At 64.7% G+C, this 16729-nt stretch carries 18 protein-coding genes and 1 pseudogene; 10 read left to right on the forward strand and 9 right to left on the reverse strand.

Features of this window, described 5'->3' with window-relative positions:
* Nucleotides 1-5: 5 nt before the first annotated feature.
* From HGP13_RS14215 to HGP13_RS14225, 3 genes and pseudogenes are all read right to left on the reverse strand, one after another.
* A complete protein-coding gene (locus HGP13_RS14215) occupies nucleotides 6-701 on the reverse strand; it encodes a VIT family protein (protein WP_172226258.1) in 696 nt (231 codons plus the stop codon).
* Nucleotides 698-1102, reverse strand: coding sequence for an OsmC family protein (locus tag HGP13_RS14220; RefSeq protein ID WP_172226261.1), 405 nt, complete (start codon nucleotides 1100-1102; stop codon nucleotides 698-700). The genes HGP13_RS14215 and HGP13_RS14220 overlap by 4 nt, the downstream gene beginning before the upstream one ends.
* Before the next feature lie 109 nt (nucleotides 1103-1211).
* A pseudogene (locus tag HGP13_RS14225) lies at nucleotides 1212-1385 on the reverse strand (hypothetical protein); the annotation flags it as partial.
* A 106-nt stretch (nucleotides 1386-1491) separates the two neighbouring features.
* On the opposite strand from HGP13_RS14225, the gene HGP13_RS14230 reads away from it, so the two are divergent.
* Nucleotides 1492-1974, forward strand: a complete 483-nt coding sequence (locus HGP13_RS14230; RefSeq protein ID WP_246707374.1) for a hypothetical protein — start codon at nucleotides 1492-1494, stop codon at nucleotides 1972-1974.
* A gap of 264 nt (nucleotides 1975-2238) precedes the next feature.
* Here the strand turns inward: HGP13_RS14230 and HGP13_RS14235 are convergent, their stop codons facing one another.
* Entirely contained in the window at nucleotides 2239-2847 is a 609-nt protein-coding gene (locus HGP13_RS14235) for a Crp/Fnr family transcriptional regulator (RefSeq protein ID WP_172226264.1), read from the reverse strand.
* Here HGP13_RS14235 and HGP13_RS14240 point away from each other — a divergent pair.
* Entirely contained in the window at nucleotides 2846-3418 is a 573-nt protein-coding gene (locus tag HGP13_RS14240; protein ID WP_172226267.1) for a hypothetical protein, read from the forward strand. The two genes, HGP13_RS14235 and HGP13_RS14240, sit on opposite strands and share 2 nt — an antisense overlap.
* 72 nt (nucleotides 3419-3490) lie before the next feature.
* Here HGP13_RS14240 and HGP13_RS14245 read toward each other — a convergent pair whose 3' ends face one another.
* The 4 genes from HGP13_RS14245 to HGP13_RS14260 all read right to left on the reverse strand — a co-directional run bounded on the left by HGP13_RS14245 (nucleotide 3491) and on the right by HGP13_RS14260 (nucleotide 9322).
* Nucleotides 3491-6688, reverse strand: a complete 3198-nt coding sequence (locus HGP13_RS14245) for an efflux RND transporter permease subunit (protein WP_172226270.1) — start codon at nucleotides 6686-6688, stop codon at nucleotides 3491-3493.
* Nucleotides 6685-7647 (reverse strand): efflux RND transporter periplasmic adaptor subunit, encoded by a 963-nt coding sequence (locus HGP13_RS14250; protein ID WP_172226273.1) that lies wholly within the window; start codon nucleotides 7645-7647, stop codon nucleotides 6685-6687. Before HGP13_RS14250 ends, HGP13_RS14245 begins: the two co-directional genes overlap by 4 nt.
* Before the next feature lie 12 nt (nucleotides 7648-7659).
* On the reverse strand, nucleotides 7660-7860 hold the full coding sequence (locus HGP13_RS14255; protein ID WP_140813415.1) for a DUF2892 domain-containing protein: 201 nt from the start codon (nucleotides 7858-7860) through the stop codon (nucleotides 7660-7662).
* 154 nt (nucleotides 7861-8014) lie between these two features.
* Nucleotides 8015-9322, reverse strand: a complete 1308-nt coding sequence (locus HGP13_RS14260; RefSeq protein WP_172226276.1) for an FAD/NAD(P)-binding oxidoreductase — start codon at nucleotides 9320-9322, stop codon at nucleotides 8015-8017.
* A gap of 223 nt (nucleotides 9323-9545) precedes the next feature.
* Between HGP13_RS14260 and HGP13_RS14265 the strand changes: the two genes are divergently transcribed.
* Complete coding sequence (locus HGP13_RS14265) at nucleotides 9546-9881, forward strand: metalloregulator ArsR/SmtB family transcription factor (RefSeq protein ID WP_172226279.1); 336 nt, start codon at nucleotides 9546-9548, stop codon at nucleotides 9879-9881.
* A gap of 26 nt (nucleotides 9882-9907) precedes the next feature.
* On the opposite strand, the gene HGP13_RS14270 is transcribed toward HGP13_RS14265, so the two are convergent.
* Nucleotides 9908-10792: an aldo/keto reductase family oxidoreductase gene (locus HGP13_RS14270; protein ID WP_172226282.1), complete on the reverse strand. Its 885-nt coding sequence runs from the start codon at nucleotides 10790-10792 to the stop codon at nucleotides 9908-9910.
* Nucleotides 10793-10885: 93 nt separating this feature from the next.
* Here HGP13_RS14270 and HGP13_RS14275 point away from each other — a divergent pair, with 93 nt between their 5' ends.
* From HGP13_RS14275 to HGP13_RS14305, 7 genes are all read left to right on the forward strand, one after another.
* The gene (locus tag HGP13_RS14275; protein ID WP_172226284.1) at nucleotides 10886-11791 is read left to right on the forward strand and encodes a LysR family transcriptional regulator; all 906 of its coding nucleotides are present in this window, start codon (nucleotides 10886-10888) and stop codon (nucleotides 11789-11791) included.
* A gap of 151 nt (nucleotides 11792-11942) precedes the next feature.
* Nucleotides 11943-13856: a diguanylate cyclase gene (locus tag HGP13_RS14280; RefSeq protein WP_172226286.1), complete on the forward strand. Its 1914-nt coding sequence runs from the start codon at nucleotides 11943-11945 to the stop codon at nucleotides 13854-13856.
* A gap of 67 nt (nucleotides 13857-13923) precedes the next feature.
* Nucleotides 13924-14256, forward strand: coding sequence for a metalloregulator ArsR/SmtB family transcription factor (locus HGP13_RS14285; RefSeq protein WP_172226288.1), 333 nt, complete (start codon nucleotides 13924-13926; stop codon nucleotides 14254-14256).
* A 10-nt stretch (nucleotides 14257-14266) separates the two neighbouring features.
* The gene (locus HGP13_RS14290) at nucleotides 14267-14776 is read left to right on the forward strand and encodes an arsenate reductase ArsC (RefSeq protein WP_172226290.1); all 510 of its coding nucleotides are present in this window, start codon (nucleotides 14267-14269) and stop codon (nucleotides 14774-14776) included.
* Between the two features lie 61 nt (nucleotides 14777-14837).
* The gene (gene arsB, locus HGP13_RS14295; RefSeq protein ID WP_172234704.1) at nucleotides 14838-15902 is read left to right on the forward strand and encodes an ACR3 family arsenite efflux transporter; all 1065 of its coding nucleotides are present in this window, start codon (nucleotides 14838-14840) and stop codon (nucleotides 15900-15902) included.
* Nucleotides 15899-16315: an arsenate reductase (glutaredoxin) gene (arsC, locus tag HGP13_RS14300; RefSeq protein WP_172226292.1), complete on the forward strand. Its 417-nt coding sequence runs from the start codon at nucleotides 15899-15901 to the stop codon at nucleotides 16313-16315. The genes arsB and arsC overlap by 4 nt, the downstream gene beginning before the upstream one ends.
* 65 nt (nucleotides 16316-16380) lie before the next feature.
* Nucleotides 16381-16701 carry a metalloregulator ArsR/SmtB family transcription factor gene (locus HGP13_RS14305; RefSeq protein WP_172226294.1) on the forward strand — a complete coding sequence of 107 codons (321 nt, stop codon included), beginning with the start codon at nucleotides 16381-16383 and terminating at the stop codon, nucleotides 16699-16701.
* Nucleotides 16702-16729 lie beyond the last annotated feature (28 nt).

The raw sequence follows: 16729 nt of genomic DNA on the forward strand, positions 1-16729 counted from the left end.
GCCGTTCATACCGCCGTGCCGACCAGCGCGCCGATGCCGGCGGTGAGCGCCATGGCGAAGGCGCCCCAGAAGGTGACGCGCAGCGTTGCGCGAAGGATGTTGGCGCCGCCCGCCCTGGCGCCGATGGCGCCGAGAAAGCCAAGGAAAAGCAGGGAGGCCACCGAAACCGCCAGCACCAGCATGGAGGCCGGCGACACCAGCACCATGAGCAACGGCATAGCCGCACCGACGCTGAAGGTCGCCGCCGAGGTCAGCGCCGCCTGGATCGGCCGCGCCGTGGTCATTTCGGAAATGCCGAGTTCGTCATGGGCGTGCGCGGCCAGTGCATCCCTGACCATCAGCTGATCGGCGACCTGCCGCGCCAGGCCTGTCTCCAACCCGCGATTGACGTAGATCTGCGCCAGTTCCTCGCGCTCGAATTCCGGCTGCGTCCTGAGTTCCTCGCGTTCGCGGGCAAGGTCGGCATTCTCGGTGTCCGACTGGGAGCTGACCGAGACATACTCGCCGGCCGCCATCGACATGGCGCCGGCGACCAGCCCGGCTATGCCGGCAACCAGAACCTGCGAAGTCGGCGCGGCGGCCGAGGCTACGCCGACGATAAGGCTGGCGGTCGAGACGATGCCGTCATTGGCCCCTAGCACCGCGGCGCGTAGCCAGCCGATACGTGACACCAGATGGTTTTCGACATGCAGGCGGCTCATGCTTTTCTCCTGATCGTGCCTTCGAGTTTCGTGGCGGCGGCGACTGTGTTGGAAATCGTGCCGTATTTGCGGACGTTCTTGTGCAGCAGCTCCAGCCGCTGGTCGGTTTCATCGGTGTCGACGACAAGCTCGTAGTCGATCGAGGCAATCCCCGGCGGGCTGTCGCGCCGAACGGCATGCAACGCGACCCTGACGCCGCGCAGCTTGAAACCAAGCATTGGCGTCACGCGCTCGATGCCCTTGATCATACAGGCGGCGATGGCCGCGAGAAGCAGTTCGGCTGGATTGAAGGCATCGGCCCGGCCCTCGAGACAGGTGTCGAGAACAAGCGCGGCGTTCTTGGTGGTAGCCACGCTGCCTCGTGCATCGGTCCGTCTGGCTTCAACGCTGTATTCGAACATGGTGCCACCTGCTTCGCCGCCCGTGCAGCGGGCGCCGTGCAGGGGGTTCTAGCCTGTGTTCGAGAGCCCGGAGTTGATCCAGGTCAGAATCCGGCCGCCCTGTTCGCGTTCATGTGCACGGCACCCGGTAGATCGCCGGAATAACCAGCACCGTCAGCAGCGTCGAGGAGGCCAGGCCGAACAGCAGCGAGATCGCCAGCCCCTGGAAGATCGGATCGTTCAGGATCAACGCCGCGCCGATCATGGCGGCAATCGCGGTCAGCAGGATCGGCCTGAACCGGTAGTACCGGGCGCCTTGTCTTGTCTCTGATAGCCGAGCCCTACCTGGACCTCATGTTGCCACAATCGGACAATGCGATGGAGCAAGTATCAGCGATGGATCCATCAAAGTGAAGAGCGCCGTATTTCCTGCCGTCGTGGTGCTCGCCGGTATGACGGTGCCGGCGTGGGCCGATGCGGTATGCATGGCCAGCATCGGGCGGTTTGAGCCCGGGCAATATGCCTGCCTGAGGGTCGGCGGGGCGAGCCACCTGGCCCGCTGCGAGGTGAACCTCAATATCCTGTCTTGGAAAGAGGTCCTTGACCATTGCCCGGGTGACCCGGCGCCAGCACCCGCGCCGACTACATCCGTCTGCCGGGCCAACGGCCAGTTCACCCTGGGCGGCGGCTTTGCCTGTCTCGTCGTGGCCGGCGACACGCACCTCGCGCGCTGCGACACCGTGCTCAATGCTTCGTCCTGGACCAACGTTCAGGAAGGCTGCCCCGGTCCGCCGCAAGCTCAAGTCACTCCGGATTCCCAGGCATATCCATTGCTCGAGCATCCGTTGTCTGGTCCTCGACGCCTGATTGAACGATTGCGTGACGCGCTGTGATGCCGGTAAGGGGCGAGATTGGCGTCGTCATCAAGGTGAAGGACTTTGTCTGAAGTTGACCTTATGGCATGGCTCAATGGCATCGCCTCCACCACTGGATTCCGAATACCCGATCACCGTAGACTGAAAACGACAGCATCGCCCTCTGCAAACCGCCGGTCAAAACGGCCCTGCATCGCGTCCCTGCTTGCACTCGGGTTCGCGCCGCTGGTGTGCGGGCGGCAACCTGTGTGGAGTTTTGGAAGAAGCGGTCGTCTGCAGAAATCAAATTGTGTCACGCCTTCGGCGCCAGGCGATTTCGCGATAAAGCGCCTCGGGACTGACACCTACTTCACGGGCCAACGTTGACCAGTGTCCCCTGGCGGGAAGACTCCCATGCCAGGACACCCATGCATCAAGGCGGGCCGCGACTGTCTTGAGGGACAAGATCTCCGACTGCAGTCGCGCCTGCTGGACCTCGTGGCCGAGATGGCGCGCCCACGCGATCGCCAGCTCTGTGTCTTCCTCGATCCGGGTGAGCAGGCCGGCGCGCGGAATGGCCCAGGTCACGGCAGCAACCTCCGTTCGGGCCGCGCAATGGTAAGAGGCGGAATACAACGAGGCTTCCGCCAGGATGGAATTTGGACCCGCACGTTGAAGGATCAGGGCCGTCCCATTGTCCTGATGCCTGACCAGATGAACGACGCCCGAACGCACGACGTGAATGAACCGGACGGGATCACCCAGATGAAACACCGGTGCTCCCGCCGCGAACTCGATCTCGCGGCCTTCCAGACGGTCGAGCAAGGCAATTAGCGGGAGCGACATGATTTCTATCATGTAGCGTTGCTCGAGGCTGTGGCAAGCATGCCTGGTCAACGGAGCAATTGCCATGATACGCGCCCTCGCAGTCGCCGCCTGCCTGGTTTCTTCCGCAGCCTGTGCCCAGCAAGCCCAGTCAGGCGGTATGGACCATAAGATGCATATGCAGATGATGAGCGGGCAAGCCACAGGTGCCGAGGTTCCGACGGAGCCCGGCCAAGGTGCGTTCGCGGCGATCCAGGAGATCGTGGCCATCCTTGAGGCTGATCCCGACACGGATTGGTCCAAAGTGGACATCGACGCCCTGCGCGCGCATCTCGTCGACATGAACGCGGTTACTTTGGCCGCCGATGTGAGGAGCGAGCCGGTCGCGGGCGGAACCCGATTCCTGGTCACAGGTTCGGGAGCCGTTCAGGATTCAGTGCGTCGGATGGTGAAGGCCCATGCGGCGACGATGAACGGGGTAGACGGTTGGCGTTTCGACGCTTCCGATATCGACGGCGGCGCATCGCTGACCGTGTGGCCCCCGGCGGAGGATGCCGCCAAACTGCGCGGCCTCGGGTTCTTCGGGCTCATGGCTCGGGGGATGCACCATCAGCACCACCACATGATGATAGCGCGAGGCGAAGACCCTCATCTCTGAAACGGGAGCTGGAAAATTCTTCACCTGAATATTTTCGCGTGATCCAGGTCATAATCCGGCCCTCCGACACCTTCACGTGCGCAGCACCCGGTAGATCGCCGGAATAACCAGTACCGTCAGCAGTGTCGATGAGGCGAGGCCAAACAGCAGCGAGATCGCCAGCCCCTGGAAGATCGGGTCGGTCAGGATCACGGCCGCGCCGATCATGGCAGCAAGTGCGGTGAGCAGGATCGGCTTGAACCGGATCGCGCCGGCCTCGATCAGGACCTCGCGCAACGGCCTGTCGGGCGACGCCGCGTGGCGGATGAAATCGACCAGCAGGATCGAATTGCGCACGATGATGCCGGCCAGCGCGATGAAGCCGATCATCGAGGTGGCGGTGAACGGTGCGCCGAAGAGCCAATGTCCGCCGAGGATGCCGATGAAGGTCAGCGGGATCGGCGTCAGGATCACCAGCGGCACCTTGAACGAGCCGAACTGGGCGACGACCAGGATGTAGATGCCGAGAAGGGCGACGCCGAAGGCAGCGCCCATGTCGCGGAAGGTCACCCAGGTGACCTCCCATTCGCCGTCCCACAAAAGCGTCGGCCGGCTTTCATCCTCCGGCTGGCCATGCAGCGAGATCGCGGGCTTTTGCAGTCCGGTCCAGTCCTGCGCGTCGATGGCCTTGCTGACGGCTAGCATGCCGTAAAGCGGCGCCTCGAAGCTGCCGGCAAGCTCGGCCGTCACCATTTCGGCGGCACGGCCATTGTGTCTGAACACCGGGAACGAAGCGCGCTCCGGCGTCACCCGCACGACATCGCCGAGTTCGACCACGCCGCGGTCGCCGGGCAGGACATTGGCCGGAATGGGCGTGGTCAGGAAGCGCTCGTCGAGCGTCCTTTCACCCTTCGGCCGTTCGATGCGGATCGGGATCGGCTGGCGGCCACCGCCGCGATGCGAATAGCCGACGGTCTTCCCGCCATTGAGGATGGCGAGCGTGTCGAAGACGTCGGTTTCCTCGACATGGAAGAACTCCGCATCGTCGGTGGAAATCGTGGCGCGCAGCCGGCGTGCTGGCTGTCCCCAGGAATTGTCGACATCGACGATGAAGGGCACGGAGCGGAACGCCGTCTCGATCTTTTCGGCGACCTTGCGGCGCGTCTCGCCGTCGGGTCCGTAGACCTCCGCCAGCAGCGTTGCCATCACGGGCGGACCGGGCGGCGGCTCGACCACCTTCAGGCTGGTGCCTTGCGGCACGGGGATCGTGGCGATGCGCTGGCGCACGTCGAGCGCGATCTCGTGGCTGGAGCGGGCACGGTCCGCTTTCGGCAGCAGGTTGAGCGCCACGTCTCCCTGCTGCGGCTCAGTGCGCAGGACGGCATGGCGGACGAGGCCGTTGAAATTGAAGGGCGCCGCCGTTGCGGCGTGTGTCTGGACCGATCGGACCTCCTTCAGCTCGAGAACCCTGGCCGCGACGGCCTGCGCCACCGCATCGGTCGCCTCGACGGAAGACCCTTCCGGCAGGTCGATGGTGACCGACAATTCGGACTTGTTGTCGAAGGGCAGGAGCTTGACCGTGACATGTTCAGTGTAAAACAGCGCGAGCGAGCCCAGCGTCAGCATGCCGACGGCAAGCAGGAACGCCCAGCTCGCCTTCTTGGAGGCCAGGATCGGCCGGGCGACTGCGGTGTAGGCGCGGCCGAGCGGACCACCATTGCCATGGTCCCCATGGGCATGCACCGGCGCGCGTCCGGCGAGTTTAAGCATCAGCCACGGCGTCACCATCACCGCGACGAAGAAGGAGAAGATCATCGCCGCCGAGGCATTGGCCGGGATCGGGCTCATATAGGGGCCCATCATTCCCGAGACGAACAGCATCGGCAGCAGTGCGGCGACCACGGTCAAGGTGGCGACGATGGTCGGGTTGCCGACTTCGGCCACCGCCTCGATCGCCGCCTGTCGGCGGTCGCGTCCGCCGCCCATGGCCCAGTGGCGCGAGATGTTCTCGATCACCACGATGGCGTCGTCGACGAGTATGCCGATGGAAAAGATCAGCGCGAACAGCGAGACGCGGTTCAGCGTGTAGCCCATGACGCGCGAGGCGAACAGCGTGAGCAGGATGGTCACCGGAATGACGACGGCCACGACCATGGCTTCGCGGCGGCCGATGGCGACCCAGACCAGCAGGATGATCGAGATCGTCGCCAGGCCGAGATGATAGAGAAGCTCGTTGGCCTTGTCGTTGGCGGTCTCGCCGTAGTTGCGCGTCACGTCGATCGCGATATCGCCCGGGATCAATCCGCCCTGGAGCAGGGCGACCCGGTGCAGGATGGCGTCGGCGACCGCGACCGCGTTCGAGCCGGCGCGCTTGGCGATGGCGAGCGTGACCGACGGCACACGCTCCACGCCAGCGCCAGCCCTGGTGACCGTGGACACAAGCGCATCACCGGTGTCGGTGGCGAAGGCGACGTCGGCGACGTCGCGGACATAGACGGGGCGGTTGTCGCGCGAGGTCAGGAGCAGGTTGCCGATCTGGTCGGGCGAGGCCAGCGTCTCGCCGGCGACGATGTCGATCTGCTCGCCCTTGTCGCGCACGCGTCCGGCCGGAAAGGCCTTGTTGGCGCCTGACACCTTGGCCGCGAGCTGCTGCAAGGTGACGCCATAAAGGGCGAGCTTTTCCGGGTTCGGATCGACGCGGATGATTTCACCGGTGTCGCCGACCAGGTAGGTCAGGCCGACATTGTCGATCTTGGCGATCTCGGTGCGCAGTTCGCGCGCGATGCGGGTCAAGTCGTTCGCCGTCAAGCGCGCGGCCGCCTCCGGCTTCGGCAATAGCGTCAGCGTGACGATGGCGACATCGTCGATGCCGCGGCCGACGATCAGCGGCTCGGGCACGCCAACGGGAATGCGGTCCATGTTGGCGCGCACCTTGTCGTGGACGCGCAGAACGGCGGCGTCGGACGAGGTACCGACGACGAAGCGGGCGGTGACCATCACCTGGTCGTCGCGCGTCTGCGAATAGACATGTTCGACGCCGTCGATGCCCTTGACGATCGTCTCCAGCGGCTCGGTTATCAGTTTGACGGCATCGTCGGCCTTCAGCCCGTCGGCGCGTACGAAGATGTCGACCATCGGCACCGAGATCTGCGGTTCCTCCTCGCGTGGCAGCGTGAGCAGCGCCACCAACCCGAAGACGAAGGCGGCGATCAGGAACAGCGGCGTCAGCGGCGAAACGATGAAAGCCCGCGTCAGCGCGCCGGCGATACCGAACGAGGCAGGACCTTTCATGGCGTGATCACGACATCGCCGGCCGCGAGGCCTGTCAGGACCTCGACATAGTCGCCGTCGGCGCGCTTGGTCCGCTCGCCGGTGACCACCGCGCGTTCGGCCTGTGTGCCGCCGGCGGCGACGCGCACGAAATCGATCCCCGAGCGGGTTGCGATCGCGGAAACCGGCACCAGCAGCGCGGAGCGCTCGGCGACCGGCAGTTCGACCAGGACACGGGCATCGATGAAATTGGTGTCGAGATTGTCGACCTCGACGTCGGCGATGACGCGGCCATTGTCGATCTGCGGATAGATCTTGGCGAGGCGGCCGGCGGCTCCCTTGCCGCCGGCATTGATGCGGATGGCGGCTCCCTCACTCAGGGACGCAGCGTAACGTTCCGGAACGGCCAGCCGCAGGAACACGCCGCCGCCACCGATGGTGGCGACCACTTCACCGGCCATGATGACAGCGCCGCGCGTCACCGGCACGGTCAGCACGCGGCCATCGCCGGGAGCAAAGACATCGCCTTCGGCACCCTGCTGCACGATCACCGAACGCTGGGCCTCGGTCGCGGCAAGCTGGCTGCGCGCGACGTCGACCTCGGTGCGCAGCTGGTCAAGGCGCTGCGCGGTCATGACACCCTTGTCGACCAGCGTCTGCCCGCGCGCGAGTTCGGATTGCGCTGTGTCCAGCTGTGCCTGCAGCGCGCGCAACTGCGCGTCCAGCGCCGCGACCTGGAAGGCGATCTTGTCGTCCTGAACGGTGGCGATCTTCTGCCCCGCCTTGACCAGTTCACCCTCGGTGACAGCCAGGTCGACGATCAGCCCGCCGATGCGGGCGCGCGCCGGAACGGTGTCGCGCGCCTCGACACGCCCATAGACCGCCTTCCATTCGGTCACGGTCGTCGGCGCCAGGGTCAGCGTGCCGGCAAGCACTGGAAAGGTCGCCAGCAACGCGGCGACCAAAAGGGGCATGCGCATGCGGGTCTTCCCTTAGAATGCGCATCCCGGCTTGACGCCGAGCTTGCGGAAGACCATCGCCGCCGGACAGAAGCCGGTGAACGCCGATTGCAGCATGTTCAAGCCGACGAAGACCGTCAGCCAGACAAACAGCGGCGAGACAAAGGCGGTGAGCACGACGGACAGCAGCACCATGATGCCGGCGAAAGCGAGAACAGAACGGTCCAGGGACATCGTCATCTCCATTTGTATATGATCACATCTAAATATAGGAATGTTATCGTTGGCCGCAAGAGGCGGTGCCGACTTTGCCGCTGGCGGTTGCGGGCCTTCGACTGGGCCGCCAGCCGCCGTCCGCCCGAGGGCCGGTCGCGGCGGCTTGCCCCGGTCAGGCAACCGGTACATCCGCTGGCGCCTCGACCTTGATCTGCTTGAGCTTGTCGATGCCCAGCGCCTGCAGTGCGAGGCGCTCGTAGAAGGGCTCGGACTTGCCGGTCCTGATCTTGTGCAGGAAATACTTCTCGAAACCGACCTTGGCGGTGTGCACCCATTTGCCGGAGGACGACCAGTTGACGTTGCGCGGCGGGATCTGCGGCTGCGCCACGAAGGCGACGCCGGAATCGCCGAAATCGGCGAGGCAGACCGCGTTCCACGTGCCCTGGGCATCGGGCTCGGCGCCCTTCACCAGCCGACCGATGTTGCGCGCGGTCGCGGTGACCATGGATTCGATCATGAAGCCGGTCTTGGGCACGCCCACCGGAACCGGTGTCTTGCCGATCGGCGGGATGGCGACGCAAACGCCGACCGCGAATATTTCGGGGAAGGCCGGGTTGCGCTGGTGCTTGTCGACGAGGATGAAGCCGCGCGGATTGGTCAGCCCCTCGATGCCGCGCACCGCCGCCACGCCACGGAAGGCCGGCAGCATCATGGCGTAGGTAAGCGGCAATTCATGCGACTGCCTGACCGAGCCATCGTCGGCGATTTCCTGGACGAACATCTTGCCGGGCTCGACCTTGTCGACCTTGGCGTTGCAGATCCACTTGATGTGATGCTGGCGCATCTCGCTCTCGAGCAGGCCCTTGGTATCGCCGACGCCGTCGAGGCCGAGATGGCCGATATAGGGTTCGGAGGTGACGAAGGTCATGGGTACGCGGTCGCGCACCCTGGCGTCGCGCAACGCCTTGTCGAGGATGAAGGTGAATTCGTATGCCGGTCCGAAGCAGGACGCGCCCTGGACCGCGCCGATGACGACCGGACCCGGCTTGGCGACGAGCGCATCGAAGGCCGTCCTGGCCTTGATTGCGTGGTCGATGTGGCAGACCGACTGGGTGTTGTGCTCCGGCCCGAGGCCCTCGATCTCATCGAAAGCGAGTTCGGGGCCGGTGGCGATCACCAGATAGTCATAGGAGAGGGATGAGCCGTCGTTGAGTTCCACCGTGCGTTCGGCCGGGTGGACGCGCTTGGCTCCCTGCGGATGAAAACCGATGTTGCGCCGTGCCAGCACAGGAGCAAGGTCGATCTCAACCGCCTGCCTGTCTCGCCAGCCCACGGCGACCCAAGGGTTGGATGGCACGAACGAATAATGGCTGCCATTGTTGATTACGGAGACCTTGTGTTCCCTCGCCAGTTCGTCGCGAAGCTCATAGGCCATGATGGTGCCTCCCAGTCCGGCACCCAGGACAACAACATGCACCATGCTTTTTCCTCCTTCGCGGCGTGGCCTTTGGCGCAACGCCGACATTGCGGTTCCCACGCAGGGAGCGGCATTGACCAATCCTGCGCCATTGTGGCCGGCCACGACTTGATGCGGATCAAACGAGCGCGCTGGCGTGAATCTCCAGCGCGTCGATCCATCGGCTTGACAGGCGCCGGCGTCAGGCTAATATTATTTGTAACTCTTAATATGATAATGTGTTCATATGCGCAACATAAAAATAGCCGAACTGGACAAGCGGGCGCGTGAGGCGTCCGAACTGCTCGCCGCGATGGCAAATGAAAAACGGCTGATGATCCTGTGCCACCTGCTGGACGGCGAGACGAGCGTGAACGAACTGGCCGAACTGGTTGCGATGAACCAGTCGGCGCTGTCGCAGCAACTTTCAAAGTTGCGCGCGCTCAAGCTCGTGGACACGAGACGCGACGCCCAGCAGGTCTACTACCGGTTGGCTTCTTTGGAGGTCGAGCGAATCCTGCAGACGCTCTACGGCATCTATTGCGATCCGCAGACAAGGATCGCCAAGGTCGGCAGCCGGTAGGCTGCCGCCCGACAGCAGGAACCGCGTTATGCCGCTTGCTCGGCTTCACTGGCGATCCCGTTCAGCACCTCGATCGCCTCGCGCGGCAGTTCCAGCTCTGCCGCCGCCAGGTTCTCGCGGAGGTGGCCGACCGAGGAGGTGCCTGGGATGAGCAGGATGTTGGGCGCGCGGCGCAACAGCCAGGCAAGCGCCACCTGCATCGGGGTCGCGCCAAGTTTGCGCGCGACATTGGCCAGCGTGTCCGACTGCAGCGGCGTGAAGCCGCCAAGCGGGAAGAATGGCACATAGGCGATACCGGCGGCGGCAAGCTCGTCGATCAACGCGTCATCCTCGCGATGCGCGATGTTGTACTGGTTCTGCACGCAGACGATGTCGGCGATGCCGCGTCCCTGTGCGATCTGGGTGGATGTGACGTTGCTCAGGCCGATATGGCGTATGAGGCCCTGGCGCTGCAGTTCGGCGAGCGTGTTCAATTGCGGCTCGAGCGATCCTTCGGCGGGGCCGTGGATGCCATGCATGGAGCGCAGGTTCACCACCTCGATCACATCAAGCCCAAGATTGCGCAGATTGTCGTGCACGGCCTGCGTCAACTGCTGCGGCGACATTGCGGGAATCCACGATGCATCCGCGCCGCGTCGGGCGCTGACCTTGGTGACGATGGTGAGGCCGGCGGGGTAGGGGTGGAGCGCCTCGCGGATGATGTGGTTGGTGACGTGCGGGCCGTAGAAATCCGATGTATCGATGTGGTCGACGCCGCTGGCGATCGCCTCGCGCAGCACGGCAAGGGCAGCGTCGCGGTCCTTCGGCGGGCCGAAGACGCCGGGTCCGGCCAGTTGCATGGCGCCGTAGCCGAGTCGCTTCACGCTGCGGTCGCCGAGTTTGTAGGTTCCGGCTTTGCTGATGTCGGTCATGGTCTCATCTCCTTTGGATCAACCCAATGTAGACAAAGCGCGCCTGCACGATAATATGGTGCAATCGGCACAACCTGTGCGGAAAGGCGAACAATGGCAACGGATCTGGGTGACCTCCAGGCATTCATGGCGGTGGCGCGCGCCGGCGGCTTTCGCGAAGCGGCGCGGGTGGGCAGCGTCAGCGCCTCCAGCCTGTCGGAGACGGTGCGGCGGCTGGAGACCGGGCTCGGCGTGCGGCTCCTCAACCGCACGACGCGCAGCGTGGCGCCCACCGAGGCCGGCGCGCGCCTGCTCGAGCGGCTCGGCCCGGCGCTGGGCGAGGTCGAGGCGGCGCTCGACGTGGTCAATGGCTTTCGCGGCCGCCCGGCCGGCACGCTGCGGCTCAACGTGCCGGTCGTCGCGGCGAAGCTGGTGCTGCCACGCCTGTTGCCGTCTTTCCTCGCCGCCTATCCCGACATTCGCGTGGACGTGACAGCGGAGGACAGTTTCGTCGACATATTGGCGAGCGGCTGCGACGCCGGCATCCGCTATGAAGAGCGGCTGGAGCAGGACATGATCGCGGTGCCGATCGGCCCGCGCCGGCAGCGCTTTGCCACCGCCGCCGCACCAGCCTATCTCGACCGGCATGGCCGGCCCGAGCATCCGCGCGACCTGCTCGATCACGCCTGCCTGCGCGGCCGCTTCGCCAGCGGCCTGACGCCGCCTTGGGAGTTCGAACGCGACGGCGAGGTGGTGAGCGTCGAACCGACCGGCCCGCTTCTGGTCAGCACCGGCACGGCCATGGCGCTGGCGCTTGAAGTGTCGATCGCCGGCGGCGGCATCGTCTCGCTGTTCGAGGACTGGTTGCGCCCCTATTTCGACGATGGCCGGCTGGAGCCGGTGCTGGAGCCGTGGTGGCAGGAATTTTCCGGCCCGTTCCTCTACTACCCCGGCCGCCGCCTGACGCCGGCACCGCTGCGGGCGTTCATCGACTTTGTTGGTGGGATGCGCTGGGGGTGAGGGCCGCCCTGGCAATGCAACCTGGCTGCGCATCTGAACAATCCAAACGCGAACTGTAACGCTTTGTTTTCTTGCCCGGCGTATCCACGAGGACAGCGTCGCCAATGCCGACGCACCCTCGACGCATGAAAGAAGGGGGACGCGCAAGAAAATGGGTTCGCCCTGGTCTGAATTGCTGGCCAACCTCGCGGTCGTTGCGATGTTCGTTTCGGTCTGGATCCACACGCATGTGTGGCTGGATCGCAGGCCGGCCGTTGTAAAGGCCGCGGCCTTCGGCCTGCTGATGGGCGCCGGCGCCATCATCCTGATGCTGACGCCGATGCAGTTGCAGCCGGGCGTCATGGTCGATCTCCGGGTGACGATGATTGCCGTTGCCGGCTTCTTCGGTGGTCCTGTCGCCGGCAGTGTCGCCGGCGTCATGGCCAGTGCCTTCCGGGTTTTCGACGGCGGCATCGGCGCTTTCGCTGGCGCGGTCGGGATCGCGGCCACCATGCTGATCGGTATTGCCGGCAATCTTGCGCTGAGGGGCCGCGCCCCCACCATGGCCGATATCATGATCCTGGGTGCGGCCGCCGCGTGCGGATCGCTGCTTGGCCTCAGCGTCCTGCCGCGGTCCATTATCGAGACGGTTCTGCCGAAGGTGGTGTTCCCGTCCAGCCTGCTTATCTTTGTCTCCGTGGCGATGTCGGGGCTGGCGATCTACCAGGAGCGGCGGCGCATCGAAGCGCTGCAGTCGCGGCGCATCTTCAAGGCCGTGGTCGAGACGTTGCCCGATTGCCTCAACGTCAAGGATCTCGACGGGCGGTTCATCGCCGCCAATCCGGCAACGGCCGAACTGATGCAGGCGGCAAACGCGAAGGCGCTGATCGGCAAGACGGATTTTGACTTTTATCCCAGCGAAACGGCGCAGGAATTCCGCAAGGACGAACTGGCCGTCCTGGCATCCGGCGTCTCCACCACCATCGAGCAGCATCTGCACCACGAGGACGGCACCGACGCCTGGCTGGCGACGCTGAAGGCGCCGTTTCGCGACAAGGCAGGCACCGTCGTCGGCCTGATCACGCACAATCGCGACATCACCCATCGCAAGCAGCTGGAGACCGAACTGGCGGAGAGCCAGGCGAGGCTCGGAGACGCGCTGACGCACATGGCCGACGGCCTGGTGATGTTCGATCCCGATGGCAGGCTGATGCTGTGCAACGCCCAGTACCGCGCCATGTTTCCGAAGACGGCCGATATGAGGGTGCCGGGTGCCGATTACCGCGACATCCTGCGTGCGTCGGTCGCGCGCGGCGAAAGTGTCACGCCGCCGGACGCGGTCGAGGCGTGGATCGCCGACATCATGGCCTTGCAGACGCTTGCCAGCCACCGCCAGATACGGCTCGCCGATGGGCGCTGGCTGGACGTGCGGACCCGTCCGACCGGCGATGGGGGCAGCCTGAGCGTGTTTTCCGACATCACCGAGGCCAAGCAGGTCGAGGCTGAATTGATGGCGGCCAATGAGAAGCTGAATCTCCTGGCGCACCGCGACGGGCTGACAGAACTGTTGACGCGGCGGGCCTTCGACGACGCGCTGGCGCGCGAATTCGCCCGTGGCCGGCGCAACGCGACGCCGCTCAGCCTGCTGCTGATCGACGTCGACTGGTTCAAGCGCTTCAACGACCTTTACGGCCATCCGGCGGGCGATGAATGCCTGCGTGCCGTCAGCCGCTGCATCGAAGCGACGGCGCGGCGGCGGGCCGACGCAGCGGCCCGCTATGGCGGCGAGGAGTTCGCGCTGATCCTGCCCGAAACCGACGCGCGGGGTGCCTTCGTCATCGCCGAAACGCTGCGGGGCAAGGTGCGCGACCTCGGGCTCGCGCATGCCGGCAGCGAGAAGGGCATCGTCACCGTCAGCATCGGGGTCGGCACGTTCGACGGCAGCGCGGCGATCGAGATCGCCGATCTGCTGCGTCGCGCCGACGAAGCGCTCTATGGCGCCAAGGCCGCCGGGCGCGACCGGGTGCATGGCTGGCGCCCGCATCTCAACCAGCCACGCTCGTCGGGTTCCCGGCGCAAAGCGTGAGCCCCGGGCTGTCATATCAATGTCATCATCGGTTGCTATTGATCCATAAATCCGGATATATGGATTCATGGACAAGACAACATCATTGCTGGCGCTCGCGGCGCTCGGTCAGGAAACAAGGCTGGAGGTGTTCCGGCTGTTGGTTCGGGCCGGGGCCGAGGGTGTGCCGGCAGGCGAGATCGCGACGCGACTGGGCACGGTGCAGAACACCATGTCGGCGCATCTGAAAATCCTCGGCCAGGCCGGGCTGGTGCAAGCCGAGCGTGAAGGCCGCAGCATCCGCTATACGGCCGACATGACCGGGTTTCGCGATCTCCTGGCCTATCTGATGGAGGATTGCTGCAACGGCGCCCCGGAGCTTTGCCAGCCGATCATCCAGGCCGTGACCTGCAAATGTTGAGGTGAGCGCCATGAGCGATCGAATCTACAACGTTCTGTTTCTCTGCACCGGCAACGCGGCAAGGTCGATCCTGGCCGAAGCCATCCTCAATCGTCTGGGCGCCGGCAAGTTCAAGGCTTATTCGGCCGGATCGCAGCCGAAAGGGCAGGTCCATCCCCTCGCACTCCAGCTTTTGAAAAACCTCAACCACGACACGTCCTTTGCCCGCTCGAAGAGCTGGGAGGAGTTCGCGGCGCCTGGCGCGCCGGAAATGGATTTCGTTTTCACCGTTTGCGACAACGCCGCCAACGAATCCTGCCCGATCTGGCCGGGCCAGCCGATGACCGCGCACTGGGGCGTGCCCGATCCTGCCGCGGCTGAAGGCACCGATGTCGAAAAGCATCTGGCCTTTGCTGAGGCCTATCGCATGCTCGGCAACCGGATCTCGATCTTCGTCAGCCTGCCGATGAATGTCGTCGACAGCCTTGCCCTGCAGAAGCGGCTGGACGAGATCGGCCGAAGCCTGCCCAAGGCCAGCTGAGCCAAGAGGAACCACGATGTCAGATCACATTCTGAATGCGGGCGAAACGACGCAGCCGAGCATCGGCTTCGTCGAAAAATACCTCACGGTGTGGGTGGCGCTGTGCATCGTCGCCGGTGTTGCCCTCGGCCATTTGCTGCCGGGCGTGTTCGGCGCGATCGCGTCCGCCGAGATCGCCAAGGTCAACATTCCCGTCGCGGTGCTGATCTGGCTGATGATCGTGCCCATGCTGCTGCGTGTCGATTTCGCCTCGCTGGCCAGTGTCGGCACCTATTGGCGAGGGATCGGGGTCACGCTGTTCATCAACTGGGCGGTGAAGCCGTTTTCCATGGCGGTGCTGGGCTGGCTCTTCATCGGCTGGCTGTTCCGGCCCTGGTTGCCCGCCGCGCAAATCGATTCCTACATAGCCGGGCTGATCATTCTCGCGGCGGCACCTTGCACGGCCATGGTGTTCGTCTGGTCTAACCTTACGCGCGGCGAGCCGAACTTCACGCTGTCGCAGGTGGCGCTCAACGACGCGATCATGATCGTTGCCTTCGCGCCCATCGTCGGCCTGCTTCTCGGGCTGTCGGCGATCACCGTGCCATGGGGCACGCTGGTGCTGTCGGTTGCCCTTTACATCATCCTGCCGGTGCTGGTTGCTCAACTGATCCGCGGGCGCCTGCTGGCGGCGAAGGGGCAGGGCGGGCTCGATGCGCTGCTGGCCGCGATGCAGCCCTTGTCGCTGATTGCCCTGCTGGCGACGCTGGTGCTGTTGTTCGGCTTCCAGGGCGAGCAGATTATTGCCCAGCCGATGGTTATCGCGCTGCTGGCGGTACCGATCCTGATCCAGGTCTATTTCAACTCCGGTCTCGCCTATATGCTCAACCGGCTCTCCGGTGAACGGCATTGCGTGGCCGGACCATCGGCCTTGATCGGCGCGTCCAACTTCTTCGAATTGGCGGTCGCGGCCGCAATCGCGCTTTTCGGGCTGAATTCCGGTGCGGCGCTGGCAACCGTGGTGGGCGTGCTGATCGAGGTTCCCGTCATGCTTTCCGTGGTGTGGATCGTGAACCGAAGCAAAGGCTGGTACGAACAGGGGGCCGCCGTCCGCAACGCCACATCCCGCGAGAGGACCCGGCAATGACCATCACCATCTATCACAACCCGGCCTGTGGCACGTCGCGCAACACGCTGGCGATCATCCGCCAGTCCGGCGAGGAGCCGCAGGTGATCGAATATCTGAAGAACCCGCCGTCGCGCGCCAGGCTTATCGAATTGATCGAGGCGATGGCGATGACGCCACGCGACTTGTTGCGCGAGAAGGGCACGCCCTACGCCGAGCTCGGCCTTGGCGATTCCAAATGGAGCGACGACGAGATTCTCGATTTCATGCTGGCGCATCCGATCCTGATCAACCGGCCGATCGTGGTGAGCCCGCTCGGCGTCGTGCTCGCCCGGCCATCGGAAGCGGTGCTCGATATCCTGCCCAATCCGGATATCGGCCCGTTCACCAAGGAGGACGGCGAGGTCGTCGTCGGTGGCAAGCGGGTTGTCTGAAGCTTATTTCGATATTTTTCGAAATATGGCTTGACGGCTGCTGTCACTGGCTGCATCGTATTTCCATGAAACTCGAACAAGCAGCGAAGCAATTGGAAGCGCTCGGCAATCCGACGCGGCTGAACCTCTATCGTATCCTGGTGAGGGCCGGCCAGGCCGGCCGGCCGGTCGGCACTCTCCAAGAGAGCCTCGGCATCGCCGCCTCGACGCTGTCGCATCATCTGCACCGGCTGATCCTGACCGGTCTGGTCAGCCAGGAGCGGCAGGCGACGACGCTGATCTGCCGCGCCAACTATCCCATGATGAACGATCTCATCGGCTTCCTGGCCGACGAATGCTGTGCGGACGCAGCTTGCAATCCGGCGGCCGGTGACGCGGCCGCATAAATTTTGCCTGCTATTTCGATAATACCGG

Origin of the sequence: Mesorhizobium sp. NZP2077 (assembly GCF_013170805.1) — a bacterium.
GTDB lineage: Bacteria > Pseudomonadota > Alphaproteobacteria > Rhizobiales > Rhizobiaceae > Mesorhizobium.